Genomic DNA, 15,424 nt, shown 5'->3' with positions numbered 1-15,424 from the left:
TTGGGATTTCAGTGACCTTTGGCTTAAACGCTATTGTTTTTATTTAGTATTTCTTCTTCTCAGGTCTTACCTAAAAAATCATGAGGGAAGAATGAACTTCGCTGATAACTTGGCAAGGGTTTTTGTTGTGATTACTTTCCTGACATTTGGAGAAGCTCAGGTCATTGGTGGCATAGTTCCAAATCTGATTGCTTTTGGATTATTTCTTGGAGCGATTGGATACCTTGCTTCAACTGGAAAAATGGCTGAAATGTTCGGCTGGAAAAGCTAGTAGAGCAATCAGCTTTGATCTCATTCCTGACACGTATCTGACACAAACAGCTGTGTCAGCCTTTCAAATAAAAAAGCAACGGCTGGGAACCGCTGCTATGACTGATCGGGGCGACAGGATTCGAACCTGCGACCTAGTGCTCCCAAAGCACGAATCTTTATTTAGTCATCGAGATCATTTGTGCTGAATGAAGCCTTTTAAAATGAGCTGCTTTTTCTGCTAAACGACTATTTAAAAATGCAGAAGAAGTTTTTGAACTCTTAGAAGCTAGATGCAATTCTGATTGATGTAACTTTTTTCTTTTGGCATTTTGCTCTATCAAACGAATATTCAATTCAGCTGATTTTGCCTTACACGGCTTAGAAGCTAAAATCAATTCTGCTTGATGAAGTAGATCCTTCTTGCTTAGACTCTTTTTTATTAAGGCAAGGTGATTCATAACGTTTCTCTGTAGAGACAACCCCGTTCCCTGTTGTCCAAACATGCATTTCCGCGAGGAAAACGAACGTATTAAAAGTGTAGCGGTTGATACCGTTTTTTGCGAATCGCTAAAAGACAAAAAGTAACAGAAATGTATTAACTACTACATTATTCCCTTAAATCTTTTTGAAAGCTTGATTCTCGAAAAGACTTAAAATCTTAATAGGCAGCGATTAAAGAGGTAAAGTTTCAAGCGATTCTCCTCCATGTATTAGGAGGAGGCTTTGTATTACTTGGAAGCTATTTCTTTGGTCGGTTGGTTACGTTCTTTTTCCCTAAGAACCCATTAGTCAGAAAAGGTAAAAGGATAAATCCAAGTCAGAGCAGGGCCTTTAGACAAAACCCCAGGCAGCTTCTTGTTTAAAAACTTCAGCAAGCTGTTCTTTCAAACCGTGAGATCCCAATCGGGGCGACAGGATTCGAACCTGTGACCTAATGCTCCCAAAACACTGGGTTGTTAAACAGAAGCAGTGCGTAAAACCCTAGAAAAGACTTGAGATAGACTAGATATTGGAGCATATCTGAAGACAAAGGATTGATCAATGTACATGTATATTTTGGCTTTAATTTATACTAGAGGGACCCACGAGGGACCCGTTTACTCGTTTCATTTGCAAGCACGTTCAGAGTCAGACAACTGGGTACAGAGCCTTAGAACACTCATCAGAGATTCTCTTGGAACTAGCTGGCAGATCAAGCCCAATAAAGGAAAGACAAAAATAAGAATCCGTTTTGACGATGGGACCAGAGTTGAAAAAATGCATGGGATTGATTGGGCGAAATCAGAAGCACCAAAAATTCTAAAAACAGTACAAGAAATCCATCACTTAACCATCAAGAAAAAAGTTCCTCTTGATGAAGCCGTTGAACGTGTAAGGAAGACAAGGAACAAAGCCTTGAATCTTGCTGCAACTCCTAACCCAAAGCTGCTGCTAAATGCATAGGAAAGATATGAGAACCACAAAGTGAATATCGTTGGAGATGTCACTCAAGCAACTTGGAACCAGGAATACGTAGGAAAGCCTAATCATGCAATCCTTCCACCAAGAAACAAACCACAAGGGAAAACCTATTTAAGGCTTAGAGAAATCAAAGCTGACAACGCAAATGAATTGTTTTTAAGAATTTGAGAGAAGTTTGAGCATGGAACGAGAGGAAGACAAATTAGAGTTCAACATATTGCTGCATTCTTGCGATGGGCTACTTCTAAGCAATCAGGCTTCCTCTTACCAGACGAGAACTGGAGTCCACCACCAAAGAATGCTTTATGAGAATATGTAGGGAGGAAGTCGGCAGAGAAATAGAAAAAGTCATCTGCTCCGACTGTAGCCATAGAAGATAAGGATCTAATTGAATTAATTAACTCATTACCGATTGACGTTGATAAGAGTCAAAAGAAACATCGTCTTAGAGATAGAGCAATGGAATGGGATCTCGTAATAAAACTCTCGATAGTTTATGGATTAAGACCAAATGAAGTAAGTCATGAATACTTAGAAATTAAAAAGAATAAGAATGAATACCTTTGGTGTAATTACTGCAAAAAAGCAGGAGGAGGAACAACGAAACCAAGGAGGTTATGGCCTCTACATCCAGAGTGGGAAAAAGAATGGCATCTACTAGAAAGAATCAAACACAAAGATCCACTCCCAAGAATGAAAGCTGGAGCTGGAGATGTATTAAAGAATTACTTGAGATTTAACGAAATATGGAAACGACTCAAGACTCAACAAGGAGTGGTGCCATACTCTTTCCGTCATTCCTATAGCAAGCGAGCTCATCAAACTTATAAATTAAGTGATACAGAAGTTGCAGCTTTCATGGGTCACAGTGTCCCTGTTCATAACTCCACCTACGCTCAGTGGAGTACTGAATCTATGCTGGAAAGTTCTATGGATAGAGCTATAAAATTTAGAGATTTAACTAGTAAGTAATGGCAGAGATGGCTTAAAAGTCTTTTAGTGATTGCGGCTCCTCACCCCTATTGGGGGTAATCCTGTCTTCGTCATACAGGTAATTAGACTTCAAACATTTTTGTTAAAGATCTGAGTAGCCATTAGACAACTGTTCCCATGAGAAGCTAAAAACAAGTTCACTATGTTTTCAAATTTTGTCTATATCTGTAACTTCTCCTTGTCCAGAAAGCAAAATTAAGGAACTAGGAATTAAAGACTGGCCAATCTGGACGTGTGAAGCAAGCTCTTTTGATTGGACTTATGACGATAAAGAGACTTGTTTGTTGCTTGAGGGTGAAGTCACAGTCACTCCTGAGGGGGGGGAGAAGCAGTAAAGTTTGGTGCAGGAGACTTAGTTGTCTTCCCAGCTGGAATGGACTGTAGATGGGATGTTCATAAGGCAGTCCGAAAGCATTATCAATTTGGTGGTTAAACTAGGTAAGCACTATCAAATCAGATGAAAAACATATCCAAAGTTATTGCAATCGGTATCGTTGCAATTTTTGTCCTTTCTGCCTTTGCGGGATTGTTCGGAACTCTTTTATCAAGCTAATCAATCTCGCCATGATTTATAAAATCGTTAGACAAGATAAAGAATCTGACGAAATTACTCAGCAATCTTTCAACAGCTATGACGAGGCATACGATCTATTAGAAGAAATTTATTCCGATGTTTGTTGTTCTGATGCTGATTATGGGGACCGTCCCTATTATGAAATTATTGAGATAAAAGAATGAAACTTATAGACAAGCATAAGCAACTAATTGCTTGGTATAAAGAGAAGCTTGGTCTGACAGATTATGGATTACTTTGGCTTGTCTTTTTTAAAGGAGTATTTGTAGCTCTATTACTAGAAAGATTGATTGTTCACTAAATGTTTAATCAAGAAGTCCTATTGGAATATCTAAGTTCACCTGAGGGGATTAATAAAATTATTGTAGGGATTATTATCGTTGGAGCCATTAATGCAATCTTTATAACTTTTAGCGTTAGGAGTACTTATGGAGCTGCAAAAATAGAAAGAGAAAAACTAAAAAATCAACAAGCTAAAATCGATAGATTATCCCCTACTAAACAGAAATAGAATATATGCCTTTTATAAAACTATGGAGAAGAACATCAAGAGGTAGACGTCTAAATATTAAACGTGTAATGTTTTTTCCTTTAATTGTTTATTCAGCCTATTTACTGCTCGATAGTTTTATGCCGTTGTTTATGGTTGGATTTGTGATTTGGTTATTGTATAACTGGACTGGTAAAAGAAAATTTTGGTGATGAACCAATTAGATTCATAAAAATGAACAAGTGAAAATAATCTTTTTGATTGCTATTCTTTTTGGTCTTACTTTCCCTAGCGTGCGAATAAGCCTTGCAGCATTATTGGAAGGGACATCTGACTATCTATATGATTCTGCGAAACAGGAAAAGACTTTTATTCCTTATTGGCTGAAGAAGGTAGGAGATGACTAATCTTCCTTCTTCTTGTCATAAACTTTTTGGTAATCCTTCTTGCAGTAATCGAGCACATGCTCAAGGTACTTGTCAGTGTATTCTTCGCACTTGGCACGTTCAAGGATATAGAACATGATCTCATCTAATATTTCTGATCTACTTTTCATTGAGTTTTAAGAGTTCAATTTCTATTATTATCTCTTGCATGGAATCATCTAAGTGGAAACCTACAGAAGAAGAACGGGAAGTGATGGAAGCAGTTTGGATGCAAGTTAAAGGTGCATGTGAGAAATTAAAAGAAGAAACTAATGCCAAAGATGAGCACATCAGAAAAATGCTTAAAGAGATGGCTGATCGTTATTACTCATAAATAATGTTGAAGTCTCTAAAAGTTTTGACGAGAAAAATTAAAAAGACAAATGAATCTAAAGGTTAATTTTAAACTTGAAATACCAGCCAACGAAATACAGTGGAGATTCTCTAGATCATCAGGAGCAGGTGGATAGAACGTAAACAAGACAGACAGTCGAGTTGAAATTGTATTTAACGTATCTGAATCAAAAAAATTAACTCCATATCAGAAGCATAGGATCTCAATTCAGGATGAAGTTAAGTTAACCAATGGATGTATTTGTATAGCTGTTCAGGATAAGACAACTCAATATCATAACAGACAATTAGCTTTAACAAGGCTTGCTTCAATTTTACGAGATATACTAAAGCCACCTCCAAAGAAAAGAAGGGAGACCACACCAACACGCTTATCTAAAAGGAAGAGGGTTGAGTCAAACAAGAAAAGAGGTGAACTAAAGAAGAGCAGACAATCAAAAATAGATTACTGAAACAATAAAAAGATCACGGAAAGACTTCTCCTACATTCTTTACTCCTTACATCTCAGAAGTCTAAGCAGCCTCTGGACACCATCCAATCTTTCTCTCTAGTCGCTGCATCCAGCATTGACACTTTGAAGTCAGATGATCTCCATGAGGAATAAGACGTTGATGGAGGTGACAGGTAAGAATCGTTCTGCAATGCCTGTCGCAGCAATAATTGAAATGTTGACATGTCATGCAAACGCTAGCTGAACGTGTGTGTTTAAGAGTGTCTTCTTCGAGATAGTCCCACTCCTCTGCTGGGTTGCAACGCTTCTGGGGTAGAACTTTTTGGGTGCGATACGAAGACATTGCCTTAATCCAATAGGTTCTGCTACCACTGAATTCCAATCTGATGCACGAAAAACGGCATAGGGTGAGGACGTTGGAGTCATGTGTCTGTAGCAGTACATCTGTACTAGCAATGACAAGGAGGTGTTGTCAAGTAGTTCGTTAATGTATTAATTGATAAAGCCTCTAAATTTTTTCAGGCTTACTCCAAGCAAGAAGAAGTTCTAGTTGATGATTGTGAGATTTTAATTTTTTTTTAAACCATCATTGATAAAAGCCATCTCCATATTGATTTCTCTAAGTATTGATATACACTTTTCACCTAAGACAAACTGCTCTTCATTCACAAATGCGAATTCAACCTTTGATGATCTATTGAAACTCTCAAACTTGAACTCAGATGAAGAACCTCCGCCTGAACCTCTTCTTATGGGTCAACTGCTCATCAAACCAACCAGCTAGATATCCACGCATTGCAGACACAGAGGGTAACTTCTTATGTCTTTTAAGGAACTTCAAAGCGTGCTAAGACACTTCTCCAGTTTCGGCTCTAGCCATTACTAATAAGTGAGAGACTGAGGCTGCTTGAACTAATGGATGCCAATCAGAATGTTCATTCATATAACTTTGATAGTACTTAAACTCAACAAGGTTATTACTTACGACATCATCACTCCACCCCTCTTCATTCATTGCGTTAACTAAAAGACGATGATCATTTGATTGTTGAGGGAAAGATTCTTTGTACTCAGATATCTTTCCAATGATAATCATTCGTTCTTTTTGAGCTTTGTGCTTTGCTTCGCTGTAAGCCTCTATGTTTGTCTTTATCTGATCTAAGAAGTTTTTAAACTCACTAGAGACGTCTACTTCATATATGTTGAGTAATGTCATTTTCATATTTGGTAATTTCAGTTTCTTAACGTTACGAAACTCATTGCCTACCGAAGTTGGTATCTAGTCCTGGCTGACGGTAGAGGTACTTCCCTATGTACCCCAAATATCTCTTCTCCCTGTATAGGGAGGTGGTTGGATAAAATCTAATCAGAGACTGATGATTTTATAGCTTTCTTCTTTAACTGTTCTTCTAGAAGTGTTTGTTCTCTTTCTTGTTTCGGTGACAAAGGTATCTCACTATCTCCTAGATCCAATTCAAAGACTCCTCCTGCACCAAAGTGATTGGTGTCAGATTTTGTAAGGGAAGGGAAGAGCATCCCAACAGTTAGGGCGAATAGTAAAAAGCGTTTCATTTAATTACCACCAATAGTTTTTTGTAGAAGCATTCCTGATGCAGTACTGACAGCGGCTAAAGCCTTAAATAAATTGTTGTTGCTCATTCAAATCTATTAATCATTACCCTTTCTAGCTGATCTAGCTCCATCAGACATCACATGAAAACAACTAACAACAGATCACAACAAGTATCTTTTCCTCTTCTAGCATCATTTTTAATAGCGAACATCCAGATGGATTAATCTGTAGTGGTATTAGGAGAGGTGATTTTAAATTAATACCATTCAAGGAACTACCTTCACATGATCCTTGTGAAGAGTCCGTAGCTGTTTAATTAAATTTTTTATTGATTCTTATCTTTAAGGCTTCGGCTTGATAATTACTTCTTATTTCCGCTAGATGTGGGAGCTTTTCGGCTATATCTACAGCCATTTCTCTTGCTGCTTTTACAAGCCCGAAAGCATACCTATGAGTATCTTTTTTAAAAGAATCCATAGTCGAAGTAGGGATTTAACCAGTTACTTTGGTAAAAAAGATAATCATTAGTAAATGAATAAAATTACTCATATTGTTCATTCGGTAATAAAAGTGACCATTTAAGCCATTGACCACCGCCTAGCAGTAGTAGCAGAAACACCCCAGAAACATTCGCTTTATACTACATCACTGCTATATCTCAACTGATTAGATTTTTTAAAGTATAGGTTTTTAGAAAATGTTTACTGCATATCACGCAATCATATTCGCAGTTTTATTGATAGGTGGGGCTGGAGTTATTTTTAAAGCCTCCTCAGGAGATGATTCTTTAGCGAATAATCAAATTCCAGTTAAGGCTACTGAATCAAAATTCGACTTAAACACTTACTAGGTTGACAGTCGATTTACTTGGGGGCATTGGCCCCCATTTTTATGGATCAAGTAAAAACAGGTTAAAACAAGAAACCCCTCTAGAAATTCCAATAACTAAAGGGGTTATTAATCGACTCGTACTATATAAAGTCAATTATGTCTTGATGAGGTTTGGCCTCAATTAAATATATAGGCGAAATCAAGTTAGAAAACAAGAAAAGATTGGATAGCCCTACCTAAACCGAACATCAGGACTCAATAAATCCTTTCTAAATTAGTTACATATTGATGGCGTGATACGGAAGCATCATCAAGCTAGATCGGGGGACGGTCGTCGAAATCCCAGTCCCCTCTTCGCTAACTCATTAAAAGTTCATTAGGTCTGCACTTTTTTTGTAATCAAAACCATTAGTTAACCCTCCAACGTTGGGTTTTCTTTTTCATTAATCGTTTAGAACTAAAAAAATGGACATGAATCCTTTCAAGCCGTTAATCCAACATTGCGAAGAGTTCTACGGAAAAATACTTTCCATAAAAGAGCCACTAAACAATTTTTATTTAAAACTACGACTAAGCAAAGCTAACGCTTAAATCTTATGTACGGAATTAACGAAGCAACAATTATTGCAGGCTTGGCTAAAACCGCTGGGTTTTTCATTGGCTTTTCAACAATCCTTGTTAATAGACTTCGCCAATGTATGTAATGACCACGTCTACACCAGCACAACCAAGGAAGAAATCATGGTTCGGACTAGGCGAGTTTATTGGTGGGATTCTGTTTGATCTTTACGCTCGTTACTAATCAATAGACCAACGCCTGGCAGTAGTTGGACTCACTCCATAAATTCAGGCGATTTTTTTTTTTTCAACTCCAGCGGTAATTTCAATATCTGTTATTTAATATTTTTCCAGCCATACATCTAAGCCATTCTTCCAGTTAAAGCAAAATATCCCACGAATTGTTCAGAATCCTTTTAGTCTATAAAAATAAGGTGTCCTTTCGTATGATGCTGTTATTGACTGCCTTGTTTTTTCCCGACTATGGAAGTTCAGGAGTTCCTTGGGACCTTCTTTTATTGCATTTTTATTTCTTTGCAATAGCTATTCCATTCCTAATAATTTTTAACGCAGCAAGAAATTCTGATCGTGAAAATCCAAACAGAGTTAAAGATGAAACGACAAGGTACCCAGATTTACATCCGAGAGCCTAATTGTCAGTAGAACTTTTTTTATTTGAACTTTATTAGATACTAGTTTTAACGGTAGATGCAGCTATTTGCTTTTCTGTTGTTATTTCTAATATTTTTCGTTATTTAATTGATACAAAATTTACGCGAGTGGTATTCCCTTCTTTTTCGCAACCGCTTGAACAAAACGATCTTCAAGTAAACCAATCCTTTCCCAACGAAGGGCTTCTTTGCCTTTCGTAAGTTGATCTAGGCCTTGATCGATTTGAGATGTTGTTTTATCTGAGTTAAAAGGTACGGCAATATAATTGCCATTTATTTTTGAACTTTTGTAGAACTTGTTTTGTTTAAAACGAGTCATGTAAGAAATAAGAGATCAACATCCCACTCGATCTCACCTGTCTGCAAAAAGGGCTAACGTATCACCTTTTTGCGGGTGTCCGACTCCAAAAAATGAAGGTTGATTCTCAAGAAAACTTAAGCGCTTAGTAAACTCAAGCTCCTTGAAAACTCAACAGGGCTGGCAAATATATAGCATAAGTGCTCACAAATAGAAACATATGACCACCATATGTGGTGTTTCTACCTATTCGTTTGTTTAGGTTTAAAGACGCATTGTGCTTCTGAATCCCTCCGGTTAAGTTTGGTGCCCTCACAAAATATCCATGACAGAAAAAGAAATAGAACTGGCAATGGAAGGGCTTTTTAGAGGTGCCTCAAAAGTAAGAGCCCGAAAATATTCCAAAAAACTTTCTAGTAATGGTAGTAGAGAATTAATGGTCAGAATTGTTGAGCAAAGCTGGCAAGATGAAAAAGATTTTCTCAAAGCAGCCTGATTAGAGATCATTCCTGTTGCCTCGTTTGATAAGAAAAGGACGTAAGTGTTTTCCAGGATTTTCTAAATCTTGCTTAGATAGAGGCAGATACTAAACACATCGAAGTCGTAAGTTTTTTTATTTGACATCGAAGCATAAAAACAATGTCATTTATCTGCGTTGGGCCGATGTAGGCTATTAATTGCGGCATGATTGGTGCATGGGGACTAGAAATATTCTTCGAATTGGCCATCCAGCATTGCGTGCACGCGCTACAGAAGTCCCTGATGACTGGTTTGGCAGTAAACGTCTACAGCAGCTAATAGATGATCTCTTCGAAACAAAGTTAGCTTTCTCTGGAGCAGGGCTAGCGGCACCACAGATCGATGAACCTTGGAGGGTTTTCGTGATCGGTATGGGGCATAACCCTCGATACCCCGATGCTGATCCTTTGCCTGAACGTGCACTGATAAATCCCGTAATCAAATCAATTGGTGATGAGTTGATAGCTGGTTGGGAGGGTTGTCTTAGCGTGCCTGGCTTGCGCGGTGAAGTGGAGCGATGGCAACGTATTCACCTGAAATGGCAAGACCGAGAAGGGGCTTTCCATACAGAAGAGTTACAAGATTTCCATGCACGAGTCGTTCAGCATGAAAATGACCACTTGAATGGTGTGCTTTTCCCTGACAGTCTAACTAGTCCACTTGCTTTTGGATTTACGGATGAGCTTCAGGCTCATGGACGTATTCCTTAAGCCTCATATTTTTACCTTCGGTTTGTGCAGTTCTTATTGTTTCTCTCATGCTGTTTGTCAGAGCGTTAGATAGCGAGAAAGCAAGAATGAACATATATAGAAGTTATGGATGGACCTGGACAAGATTAAAAAGACCTATGGAGTTACTCCTAAGACTGTCAGGAGGTGGAGTTCAATAACTTGCTATTGGCTTAATTTGCCAGAAGCGTGAAGTTCAGCTAATTCTGAGTAGCCACCGATAAATTCTTCGTCTATAAAAATTTGAGGGAAGCTAGAATAATTACTTCTTTTATGAAGGGAATTAAAATCATCATCATTTTCGACCACTTTTATTTTATGTGGTATTTGTAATGTTCTCAGCATCCGAACAGCTCTCGAGGACCATGGACAATCTGGAAGTATAAATATTTCAACTGTTTGTTGATTAGTATTGACGTCTTTTTTATTTATAGTCTCATCAAGAAATCCTACTAATAAGTCAGCGCCTTTAAATATTATCGTTCCTTCCTCTAGGTGACCGGCCCATACCTTGCATTCTGCATCTGAAAGACTTATATGAAGATGACATTTGTTCGGAGAGATTGTTCCATTTAAGGCTATTATTTCTAGATGATTTTTAACTGTAGTAGCTTGTCCTTTCCCCGGACATTGAAATTTAGCTATAGATAAATTACCTACTACACTCAAAACATATCCAAATTTATTCTCTTTTATTGCCAGAGCTTGAAGACTATTAAGAAGATCACTTCCAGATTCAAGTTGTAATGTTTTTGGATAAATCAAATTTCTAGCATAATCCCAAAAAATATTATCTTCTTATTTAGAACTTTTTTGAATTTATGGAGTTTTTTGTAAAAATATAATTGAAGCGATAAGAGTTATATAAAACCTTTCTAGCTGATCTAGATCAACTCAGCTTCTAGCTGTAAACAAATTAACGCTGATTTTTATGGCTTAAGTCCAACTACTGTTTGCAGGTGTTTTATGGCTTAAAAGGGTCTGTTTCCCTTTTTCTTGCTGTAATCCCTTTTAGTTGAAACCTTGTTGCCACGCCAATCAGTTTCGCCAAGATAAGGATCTTCACCCAAGAGAGCATTTATTTCAGCTTCAGTCATTGGTTCAAGTGCAGGTGCTTCAGCATTTTCTTCTTGGGGCATTATCTCAACCTCTTCTGCTTGTACAGCTAAAGGACTGAAAAATAATAGAAGACCAAGAACAAACGAAAAGAGCTTTTTCATCCCCCTTTTCTTAGACCTTGTAGTGTTCGTATTGCTCCCAAGCGGCAAGCAAAAGCAGTGGGTTTGCTCTATCTGCTGCACTAGGAACTTCTGTATTAGCTTTGTTGATTCGATATCACTCAAAATCTATTAATGCGTTTAAAACAACTCAAGCCAAGCGAAGGTTTAGATGTCGTCAGATGTTCCAATTTCAAAGAACTAGAAAAAGAACTCCATACCAAGTTCACAGATACACGAATACCTCAAACGGAATACTTTCGACTAACACCAGCACAGGTTGAAGAAGTCCACCAATTAATGAAAAGCAACGCAAATCATTAACCAGACCACCGCCTGACAAATAATGGTAAAGCCAGGATTAAATGAACTATTTTTATGTCTTTAATATCAATACTTATATAAAAATAAGAGACATCAAAAACAAAATCGCTTTGTTAGCATCGAATTTTCAATAAAACCCTTGGAAATATTAATAATCTGTTTTGGAATAATTATTGGAATCGCGACATATATTTCTCATGGAATACTTATGAAAACCTTATTTTTCACATTCTTAGGCTATCTAGGTTGGGATTTTGGAATGAGATTTTTAAATGATAATGATGATGATGATTTTGGTGGGGGGAAAATGATTCCTATTTTACAAAGGAGTTAAATACAAATTTCATTATTATCTATTAACACATTATAAATTCTGGGTTGAAGTCGATTTATTTTGGTATCTGTTAGCCACTTTTTTTATGTCACCACATAAAGGTCCTCAAATAATTAGGTATTGCGTCATAACTTCAACTGCAGCTTTGGTTGCGATTATTGTCGGATTAATTCCTCAATTCAAAGTAAATAAAGCAAAACTTTTATGTGCTGAATATTATTCGCTTAAAGACTCAAATAAGGGATTCCTTGCTAGCGAAAAGATTCAAAAAAAGTTTATTCGTAATGAAGAGGGTAATGTTTCTAATTACTGCAGGAGTCTCTAAATAATGCTTGTTGCTCAAAATGGACTTGGTGTTGAAATCTTTTCTCCATTAGGGATTTTGATTCTTGTTATCGGAGTTGCCTTTACTGTTGGACTTCCTGTTGCAATGATAAAGTACGGGAAGAAGGATTAGAAAATGTCAACAGCATCAAATCACATGCAATTACAGCGTAAATATCATCAATATTTTTTTACTCCTCAAAGAAATTCAATGACTGCTAATTATTTTTTTTCTTATTATCTAACGGACAAATAAACAATATTTAAGTTATCTTGAGCATACATTTTGATTGTTTATAGTGAAATTTAATTATTGATGTACTGAGTCTTTAAAAGTATTTAGATTGTATATTTGTTCTAAATGATTTTTAACTATTTCTACTTGAATTTGATGAACAAATTTAGGTTTACTTTTTGCGATAAAAGTTGATATAAAAGTAAAAACTATTACAAATAGAAGTGAAATTGATAAGCAGTAAAACAATATCAATGACATTTGAATAAAGTCTAGAAGAATTTTTGATACTTAAATATAGTAAAAACAATCGGAAAGGGTTGATGAATTACTTTACTTGTAAAAAGAGAGACCTGTTCAAATAAAAATAATACAAAACAATACCACCTTATTTTACAAAATTAGAGAAAAGAAGTTCGATGCTAGTCACCTTTATCTCAACCAAGTTACAAAGTTGTTAGTTTGTTTAGATAATTTTGATCGATAATCATGCAAACACTTTTTGGAAGAACTTCTATAATAAATTCCACTAATCCAGCTAAAAATAATACCACAAAACTTAAATCAAAAATTAGATTTGGGAAAATAATTGCTTTCGGTATCGCCGCAAAAATAATAATTGGTGGTGCTTTTATATTTTTTATGATGGCTAACTAGAATTTCTTCACCATGGATGACTATAAATTGGCAGTAGTATTTTCGATTTTTGTGTTAGTTCCCTTAGGAATCTTCAAAATATCAGGAATGATTAAAAAGCTTAAGAGAATGTCATCTTCTAATATAAACAGTAAACCAAGCTAGGTTCTTTGCCTAGGAATTGAGGCTGGTCATTTAAAAACCTATTTACTTTCTGAAGTTAAGTCCTCAATCTTCTAAACAATTGATCTTAGTCATACATATCTTTCAGCCTTCTAATCTATTTCCAAGGATCATTCATTCTTTATCCCTTACTTTTTGCTTCCTTTTTCCTTCTATATAAGGCATTAAGATATTTAGCAACCATTTTCAGAAAGAATTTATAGGATTCATTCCTTAATTCAAATTGCTTGGGTGAAATAAATGTTTAGTTGATCTGGGGATTGCCCATATATTTAAAGATCATGGCATCTTGTCCTTTCCCTTTATCGCCAAGACCTTCTATCCATTCTCTATATTCTTCATAAAGGCACCTTCTGCCAGGTTCATTTAGTTCTTCCATACGCTTTACTGCTTGCTCGAACATAATTACTATTGCTTCATGAGCATTTTCTCTTGAAAGCATAATTATCAAACTTGTAGTTTTTATAAACTACATCCGTTTAGAAATTTGAATAGTTCATATTTTCATCAAAAATGTAAGTGATAATTTTTTCTTTAGATTATCTCTTTCATCCAGTATGTACTAGCTAGGTATATGTTAATTAGAAATCTTTTTCAACCATGAACAGTATATTTACTAAATTGAATTATATATCTGGTCTATAAAGCTTGTATTGGCAAAGAGCATCAAATAATTTGTAAGCTCTTGGCTTTCCCGTCCTAACTGGCCGAAGCCTATCAAGAATTGAGGCACTAAAAGTAATCCAGTAACTTCCTTTTTCAAGATTACAAGCTTCGCAAATATTCCAATGAGCAATTGATGGAGATAATATTTCACTAATTGTACTCATTGTTTTGATATGTTCTATCTCTAAGAAATCAACTTCTTCCTCTGAGAGTTTTCCTGTTCCACAAAAATCTTCAATTACAGTTTTAAAATCAAAAGCAATATATTTTGTTTGATAAAATTAAGGCTGAACAATACTTACTTTTGGATTGTCAAAAGGATCATCTGTTAACGCTTATTAACAAATTCTTTTTGGAGTCTCAATTTGTTCATGGTGGTGACAACTTTCCAAGCAATAAAAATATCTATCTTAATCTGATTTCATTAATTCAGATTAAATGAATCGAAATCTTATCTTGTAAACCTCCATCTTTTGATTTAACCTTTACTTAATTAATATTTGTGTTTTAAAACATATTATTTGGTATCAATTTATCAGCCAAAGAGCAAAAATAATTACAGTAAATATACCTATTGTTCTTGGAATTTAGTAATAAAGATAAGAATTATTTTACTTAGTTTATTTAAGCCTAATAAGTAAGACATTGATTCTACTACCTCTATCATCGCCATCGTTATCGTCTTTCTTTAGTAATTTAGAAACTAATTCAAAATATAAAAAAGGAAGCAAAAGACTAAAACATAATAGAAGCAAATAAAAAACGGATAAGCTTTCTTGTAATGTTTGAATTTGACTCATCAATAAATGAAAAAGTCGGACAAAGGTAAATTAATTAAATAAAAAATAATAGATCGGCTTACTCGTAAGTATTTATATTCATTATTTCCGCTCTTGAAGAATAGCTCCTATGAAATTGATCTAAATTGACTTCTAAAAGATTTATCTATACAAAAAAAGAGTCCTCAATCTATTATTCGTTACATTTTTAAAATCATTTAAATACATATCAATTACATATCTCTTGTTTCTAGCACTAAAAAGCTTTTGCTAAATTAGCTTCTTCCTAATTATTTTATTGACTTATGATTATTGCTTCATTAGTTGGCACACCTGCTCCAACAGCAGTTTTAGCAGGTGTTCTTTCTATAGCTCTTTTTGCTATTGTAGGATTAATAGTTGGTCCTAATTTTGATGGTGTAAATGCCCCAGCGATTGGGGAAAGCCAGTCCAAGAAAGATGATTAATCTAAAAATATCAATCAACTGATTTTTAAATGCTTACATAGTAAAGTATTTAAAATTTATTTATTATGTATATTTTGATC

Annotated in this window: 31 protein-coding genes and 2 pseudogenes; 21 read left to right on the top strand and 12 right to left on the bottom strand. The window is 35.6% G+C overall.

The annotated features are described in order from the left end of the window. The first annotated feature begins 91 nt into the window (after positions 1 to 91). Positions 92 to 271, top strand: a complete 180-nt coding sequence (locus AC6EJB_RS03670; protein ID WP_498492362.1) for a hypothetical protein — start codon at positions 92 to 94, stop codon at positions 269 to 271. A gap of 157 nt (positions 272 to 428) precedes the next feature. Here AC6EJB_RS03670 and AC6EJB_RS03665 read toward each other — a convergent pair whose 3' ends face one another. Beyond that, positions 429 to 710 carry a hypothetical protein gene (locus AC6EJB_RS03665; protein WP_498492361.1) on the bottom strand — a complete coding sequence of 94 codons (282 nt, stop codon included), beginning with the start codon at positions 708 to 710 and terminating at the stop codon, positions 429 to 431. Positions 711 to 1,362: 652 nt separating this feature from the next. On the opposite strand from AC6EJB_RS03665, the gene AC6EJB_RS03660 reads away from it, so the two are divergent. Both AC6EJB_RS03660 and AC6EJB_RS03655 read left to right on the top strand, forming a co-directional pair. Next, positions 1,363 to 1,695, top strand: a complete 333-nt coding sequence (locus AC6EJB_RS03660) for a hypothetical protein (RefSeq protein WP_498492360.1) — start codon at positions 1,363 to 1,365, stop codon at positions 1,693 to 1,695. A gap of 21 nt (positions 1,696 to 1,716) precedes the next feature. Continuing rightward, positions 1,717 to 1,881, top strand: coding sequence for a hypothetical protein (locus AC6EJB_RS03655; RefSeq protein WP_498492359.1), 165 nt, complete (start codon positions 1,717 to 1,719; stop codon positions 1,879 to 1,881). A 41-nt stretch (positions 1,882 to 1,922) separates the two neighbouring features. On the opposite strand, the gene AC6EJB_RS03650 is transcribed toward AC6EJB_RS03655, so the two are convergent. Continuing rightward, the gene (locus AC6EJB_RS03650) at positions 1,923 to 2,084 is read right to left on the bottom strand and encodes a hypothetical protein (protein WP_498492358.1); all 162 of its coding nucleotides are present in this window, start codon (positions 2,082 to 2,084) and stop codon (positions 1,923 to 1,925) included. An 88-nt stretch (positions 2,085 to 2,172) separates the two neighbouring features. On the opposite strand from AC6EJB_RS03650, the gene AC6EJB_RS03645 reads away from it, so the two are divergent. The 7 genes and pseudogenes from AC6EJB_RS03645 to AC6EJB_RS03615 all read left to right on the top strand — a co-directional run. Continuing rightward, positions 2,173 to 2,685 (top strand): site-specific integrase, encoded by a 513-nt coding sequence (locus AC6EJB_RS03645; protein WP_498492357.1) that lies wholly within the window; start codon positions 2,173 to 2,175, stop codon positions 2,683 to 2,685. Positions 2,686 to 2,861: 176 nt separating this feature from the next. After that, a pseudogene (locus AC6EJB_RS03640) lies at positions 2,862 to 3,139 on the top strand (cupin domain-containing protein). A gap of 131 nt (positions 3,140 to 3,270) precedes the next feature. After that, positions 3,271 to 3,444 carry a hypothetical protein gene (locus AC6EJB_RS03635; protein WP_498492356.1) on the top strand — a complete coding sequence of 58 codons (174 nt, stop codon included), beginning with the start codon at positions 3,271 to 3,273 and terminating at the stop codon, positions 3,442 to 3,444. Continuing rightward, entirely contained in the window at positions 3,441 to 3,581 is a 141-nt protein-coding gene (locus tag AC6EJB_RS03630) for a hypothetical protein (RefSeq protein ID WP_498492355.1), read from the top strand. Before AC6EJB_RS03635 ends, AC6EJB_RS03630 begins: the two co-directional genes overlap by 4 nt. Further along, positions 3,582 to 3,791: a hypothetical protein gene (locus AC6EJB_RS03625; RefSeq protein ID WP_498492354.1), complete on the top strand. Its 210-nt coding sequence runs from the start codon at positions 3,582 to 3,584 to the stop codon at positions 3,789 to 3,791. Positions 3,792 to 4,364: 573 nt separating this feature from the next. Further along, positions 4,365 to 4,529, top strand: coding sequence for a hypothetical protein (locus AC6EJB_RS03620; protein ID WP_413678143.1), 165 nt, complete (start codon positions 4,365 to 4,367; stop codon positions 4,527 to 4,529). A gap of 148 nt (positions 4,530 to 4,677) precedes the next feature. Next, positions 4,678 to 5,001: pseudogene (locus tag AC6EJB_RS03615) on the top strand (aminoacyl-tRNA hydrolase); the annotation flags it as partial. A gap of 61 nt (positions 5,002 to 5,062) precedes the next feature. Here AC6EJB_RS03615 and AC6EJB_RS03610 read toward each other — a convergent pair. The 4 genes from AC6EJB_RS03610 to AC6EJB_RS03595 all read right to left on the bottom strand — a co-directional run bounded on the left by AC6EJB_RS03610 (position 5,063) and on the right by AC6EJB_RS03595 (position 7,051). Next, the gene (locus AC6EJB_RS03610; protein WP_498492353.1) at positions 5,063 to 5,344 is read right to left on the bottom strand and encodes a galactose oxidase; all 282 of its coding nucleotides are present in this window, start codon (positions 5,342 to 5,344) and stop codon (positions 5,063 to 5,065) included. Between the two features lie 504 nt (positions 5,345 to 5,848). Next, positions 5,849 to 6,217, bottom strand: a complete 369-nt coding sequence (locus AC6EJB_RS03605) for a hypothetical protein (RefSeq protein ID WP_498492352.1) — start codon at positions 6,215 to 6,217, stop codon at positions 5,849 to 5,851. Positions 6,218 to 6,363: 146 nt separating this feature from the next. After that, the gene (locus tag AC6EJB_RS03600; RefSeq protein ID WP_498492351.1) at positions 6,364 to 6,573 is read right to left on the bottom strand and encodes a hypothetical protein; all 210 of its coding nucleotides are present in this window, start codon (positions 6,571 to 6,573) and stop codon (positions 6,364 to 6,366) included. A gap of 313 nt (positions 6,574 to 6,886) precedes the next feature. Beyond that, on the bottom strand, positions 6,887 to 7,051 hold the full coding sequence (locus AC6EJB_RS03595) for a hypothetical protein (RefSeq protein ID WP_498492350.1): 165 nt from the start codon (positions 7,049 to 7,051) through the stop codon (positions 6,887 to 6,889). Between the two features lie 220 nt (positions 7,052 to 7,271). Between AC6EJB_RS03595 and AC6EJB_RS03590 the strand changes: the two genes are divergently transcribed. Together AC6EJB_RS03590 and AC6EJB_RS03585 are read left to right on the top strand one after the other, a co-directional pair. Further along, positions 7,272 to 7,424 (top strand): hypothetical protein, encoded by a 153-nt coding sequence (locus tag AC6EJB_RS03590; protein WP_498492349.1) that lies wholly within the window; start codon positions 7,272 to 7,274, stop codon positions 7,422 to 7,424. A gap of 985 nt (positions 7,425 to 8,409) precedes the next feature. Continuing rightward, a complete protein-coding gene (locus AC6EJB_RS03585) occupies positions 8,410 to 8,616 on the top strand; it encodes a hypothetical protein (protein ID WP_498492348.1) in 207 nt (68 codons plus the stop codon). 118 nt (positions 8,617 to 8,734) lie between these two features. Here the strand turns inward: AC6EJB_RS03585 and AC6EJB_RS03580 are convergent, their stop codons facing one another. Then, entirely contained in the window at positions 8,735 to 8,953 is a 219-nt protein-coding gene (locus AC6EJB_RS03580; RefSeq protein WP_498492347.1) for a hypothetical protein, read from the bottom strand. Between the two features lie 304 nt (positions 8,954 to 9,257). On the opposite strand from AC6EJB_RS03580, the gene AC6EJB_RS03575 reads away from it, so the two are divergent. The 3 genes from AC6EJB_RS03575 to AC6EJB_RS03565 all read left to right on the top strand — a co-directional run bounded on the left by AC6EJB_RS03575 (position 9,258) and on the right by AC6EJB_RS03565 (position 10,340). Continuing rightward, positions 9,258 to 9,428: a hypothetical protein gene (locus tag AC6EJB_RS03575; protein ID WP_498492346.1), complete on the top strand. Its 171-nt coding sequence runs from the start codon at positions 9,258 to 9,260 to the stop codon at positions 9,426 to 9,428. A 199-nt stretch (positions 9,429 to 9,627) separates the two neighbouring features. Beyond that, a complete protein-coding gene (gene def / locus AC6EJB_RS03570; RefSeq protein WP_498492345.1) occupies positions 9,628 to 10,161 on the top strand; it encodes a peptide deformylase in 534 nt (177 codons plus the stop codon). A gap of 47 nt (positions 10,162 to 10,208) precedes the next feature. Continuing rightward, the gene (locus AC6EJB_RS03565; protein ID WP_498492344.1) at positions 10,209 to 10,340 is read left to right on the top strand and encodes a hypothetical protein; all 132 of its coding nucleotides are present in this window, start codon (positions 10,209 to 10,211) and stop codon (positions 10,338 to 10,340) included. 4 nt (positions 10,341 to 10,344) lie between these two features. Here the strand turns inward: AC6EJB_RS03565 and AC6EJB_RS03560 are convergent, their stop codons facing one another. Beyond that, positions 10,345 to 10,944: a PCC domain-containing protein gene (locus tag AC6EJB_RS03560; protein ID WP_498492343.1), complete on the bottom strand. Its 600-nt coding sequence runs from the start codon at positions 10,942 to 10,944 to the stop codon at positions 10,345 to 10,347. 206 nt (positions 10,945 to 11,150) lie between these two features. Next, positions 11,151 to 11,399: a hypothetical protein gene (locus AC6EJB_RS03555; RefSeq protein ID WP_498492342.1), complete on the bottom strand. Its 249-nt coding sequence runs from the start codon at positions 11,397 to 11,399 to the stop codon at positions 11,151 to 11,153. 114 nt (positions 11,400 to 11,513) lie between these two features. On the opposite strand from AC6EJB_RS03555, the gene AC6EJB_RS03550 reads away from it, so the two are divergent. From AC6EJB_RS03550 to AC6EJB_RS03530, 5 genes are all read left to right on the top strand, one after another. Further along, positions 11,514 to 11,720, top strand: a complete 207-nt coding sequence (locus tag AC6EJB_RS03550; protein WP_498492959.1) for a GIY-YIG nuclease family protein — start codon at positions 11,514 to 11,516, stop codon at positions 11,718 to 11,720. Positions 11,721 to 11,859: 139 nt separating this feature from the next. Beyond that, the gene (locus AC6EJB_RS03545; protein WP_498492341.1) at positions 11,860 to 12,054 is read left to right on the top strand and encodes a hypothetical protein; all 195 of its coding nucleotides are present in this window, start codon (positions 11,860 to 11,862) and stop codon (positions 12,052 to 12,054) included. A gap of 85 nt (positions 12,055 to 12,139) precedes the next feature. Continuing rightward, on the top strand, positions 12,140 to 12,379 hold the full coding sequence (locus AC6EJB_RS03540; RefSeq protein WP_498492340.1) for a hypothetical protein: 240 nt from the start codon (positions 12,140 to 12,142) through the stop codon (positions 12,377 to 12,379). A gap of 3 nt (positions 12,380 to 12,382) precedes the next feature. Next, positions 12,383 to 12,511: a hypothetical protein gene (locus tag AC6EJB_RS03535; RefSeq protein ID WP_498492339.1), complete on the top strand. Its 129-nt coding sequence runs from the start codon at positions 12,383 to 12,385 to the stop codon at positions 12,509 to 12,511. A 591-nt stretch (positions 12,512 to 13,102) separates the two neighbouring features. Beyond that, positions 13,103 to 13,270, top strand: a complete 168-nt coding sequence (locus tag AC6EJB_RS03530) for a hypothetical protein (RefSeq protein WP_498492338.1) — start codon at positions 13,103 to 13,105, stop codon at positions 13,268 to 13,270. 406 nt (positions 13,271 to 13,676) lie between these two features. On the opposite strand, the gene AC6EJB_RS03525 is transcribed toward AC6EJB_RS03530, so the two are convergent. The 3 genes from AC6EJB_RS03525 to AC6EJB_RS03515 all read right to left on the bottom strand — a co-directional run bounded on the left by AC6EJB_RS03525 (position 13,677) and on the right by AC6EJB_RS03515 (position 14,898). Next, on the bottom strand, positions 13,677 to 13,874 hold the full coding sequence (locus AC6EJB_RS03525) for a hypothetical protein (protein WP_498492337.1): 198 nt from the start codon (positions 13,872 to 13,874) through the stop codon (positions 13,677 to 13,679). 184 nt (positions 13,875 to 14,058) lie between these two features. Further along, on the bottom strand, positions 14,059 to 14,262 hold the full coding sequence (locus AC6EJB_RS03520; RefSeq protein WP_498492336.1) for a hypothetical protein: 204 nt from the start codon (positions 14,260 to 14,262) through the stop codon (positions 14,059 to 14,061). A 456-nt stretch (positions 14,263 to 14,718) separates the two neighbouring features. After that, positions 14,719 to 14,898 (bottom strand): hypothetical protein, encoded by a 180-nt coding sequence (locus AC6EJB_RS03515; RefSeq protein ID WP_498492335.1) that lies wholly within the window; start codon positions 14,896 to 14,898, stop codon positions 14,719 to 14,721. A 284-nt stretch (positions 14,899 to 15,182) separates the two neighbouring features. On the opposite strand from AC6EJB_RS03515, the gene AC6EJB_RS03510 reads away from it, so the two are divergent. Beyond that, the gene (locus AC6EJB_RS03510) at positions 15,183 to 15,344 is read left to right on the top strand and encodes a hypothetical protein (RefSeq protein WP_498492334.1); all 162 of its coding nucleotides are present in this window, start codon (positions 15,183 to 15,185) and stop codon (positions 15,342 to 15,344) included. The last annotated feature ends 80 nt before the right edge of the window (positions 15,345 to 15,424 follow it).

The sequence above is a fragment of the Prochlorococcus sp. G4PB17 genome (genome assembly GCF_059772445.1).
This window is presented reverse-complemented; position numbering and strand designations above follow the sequence as displayed.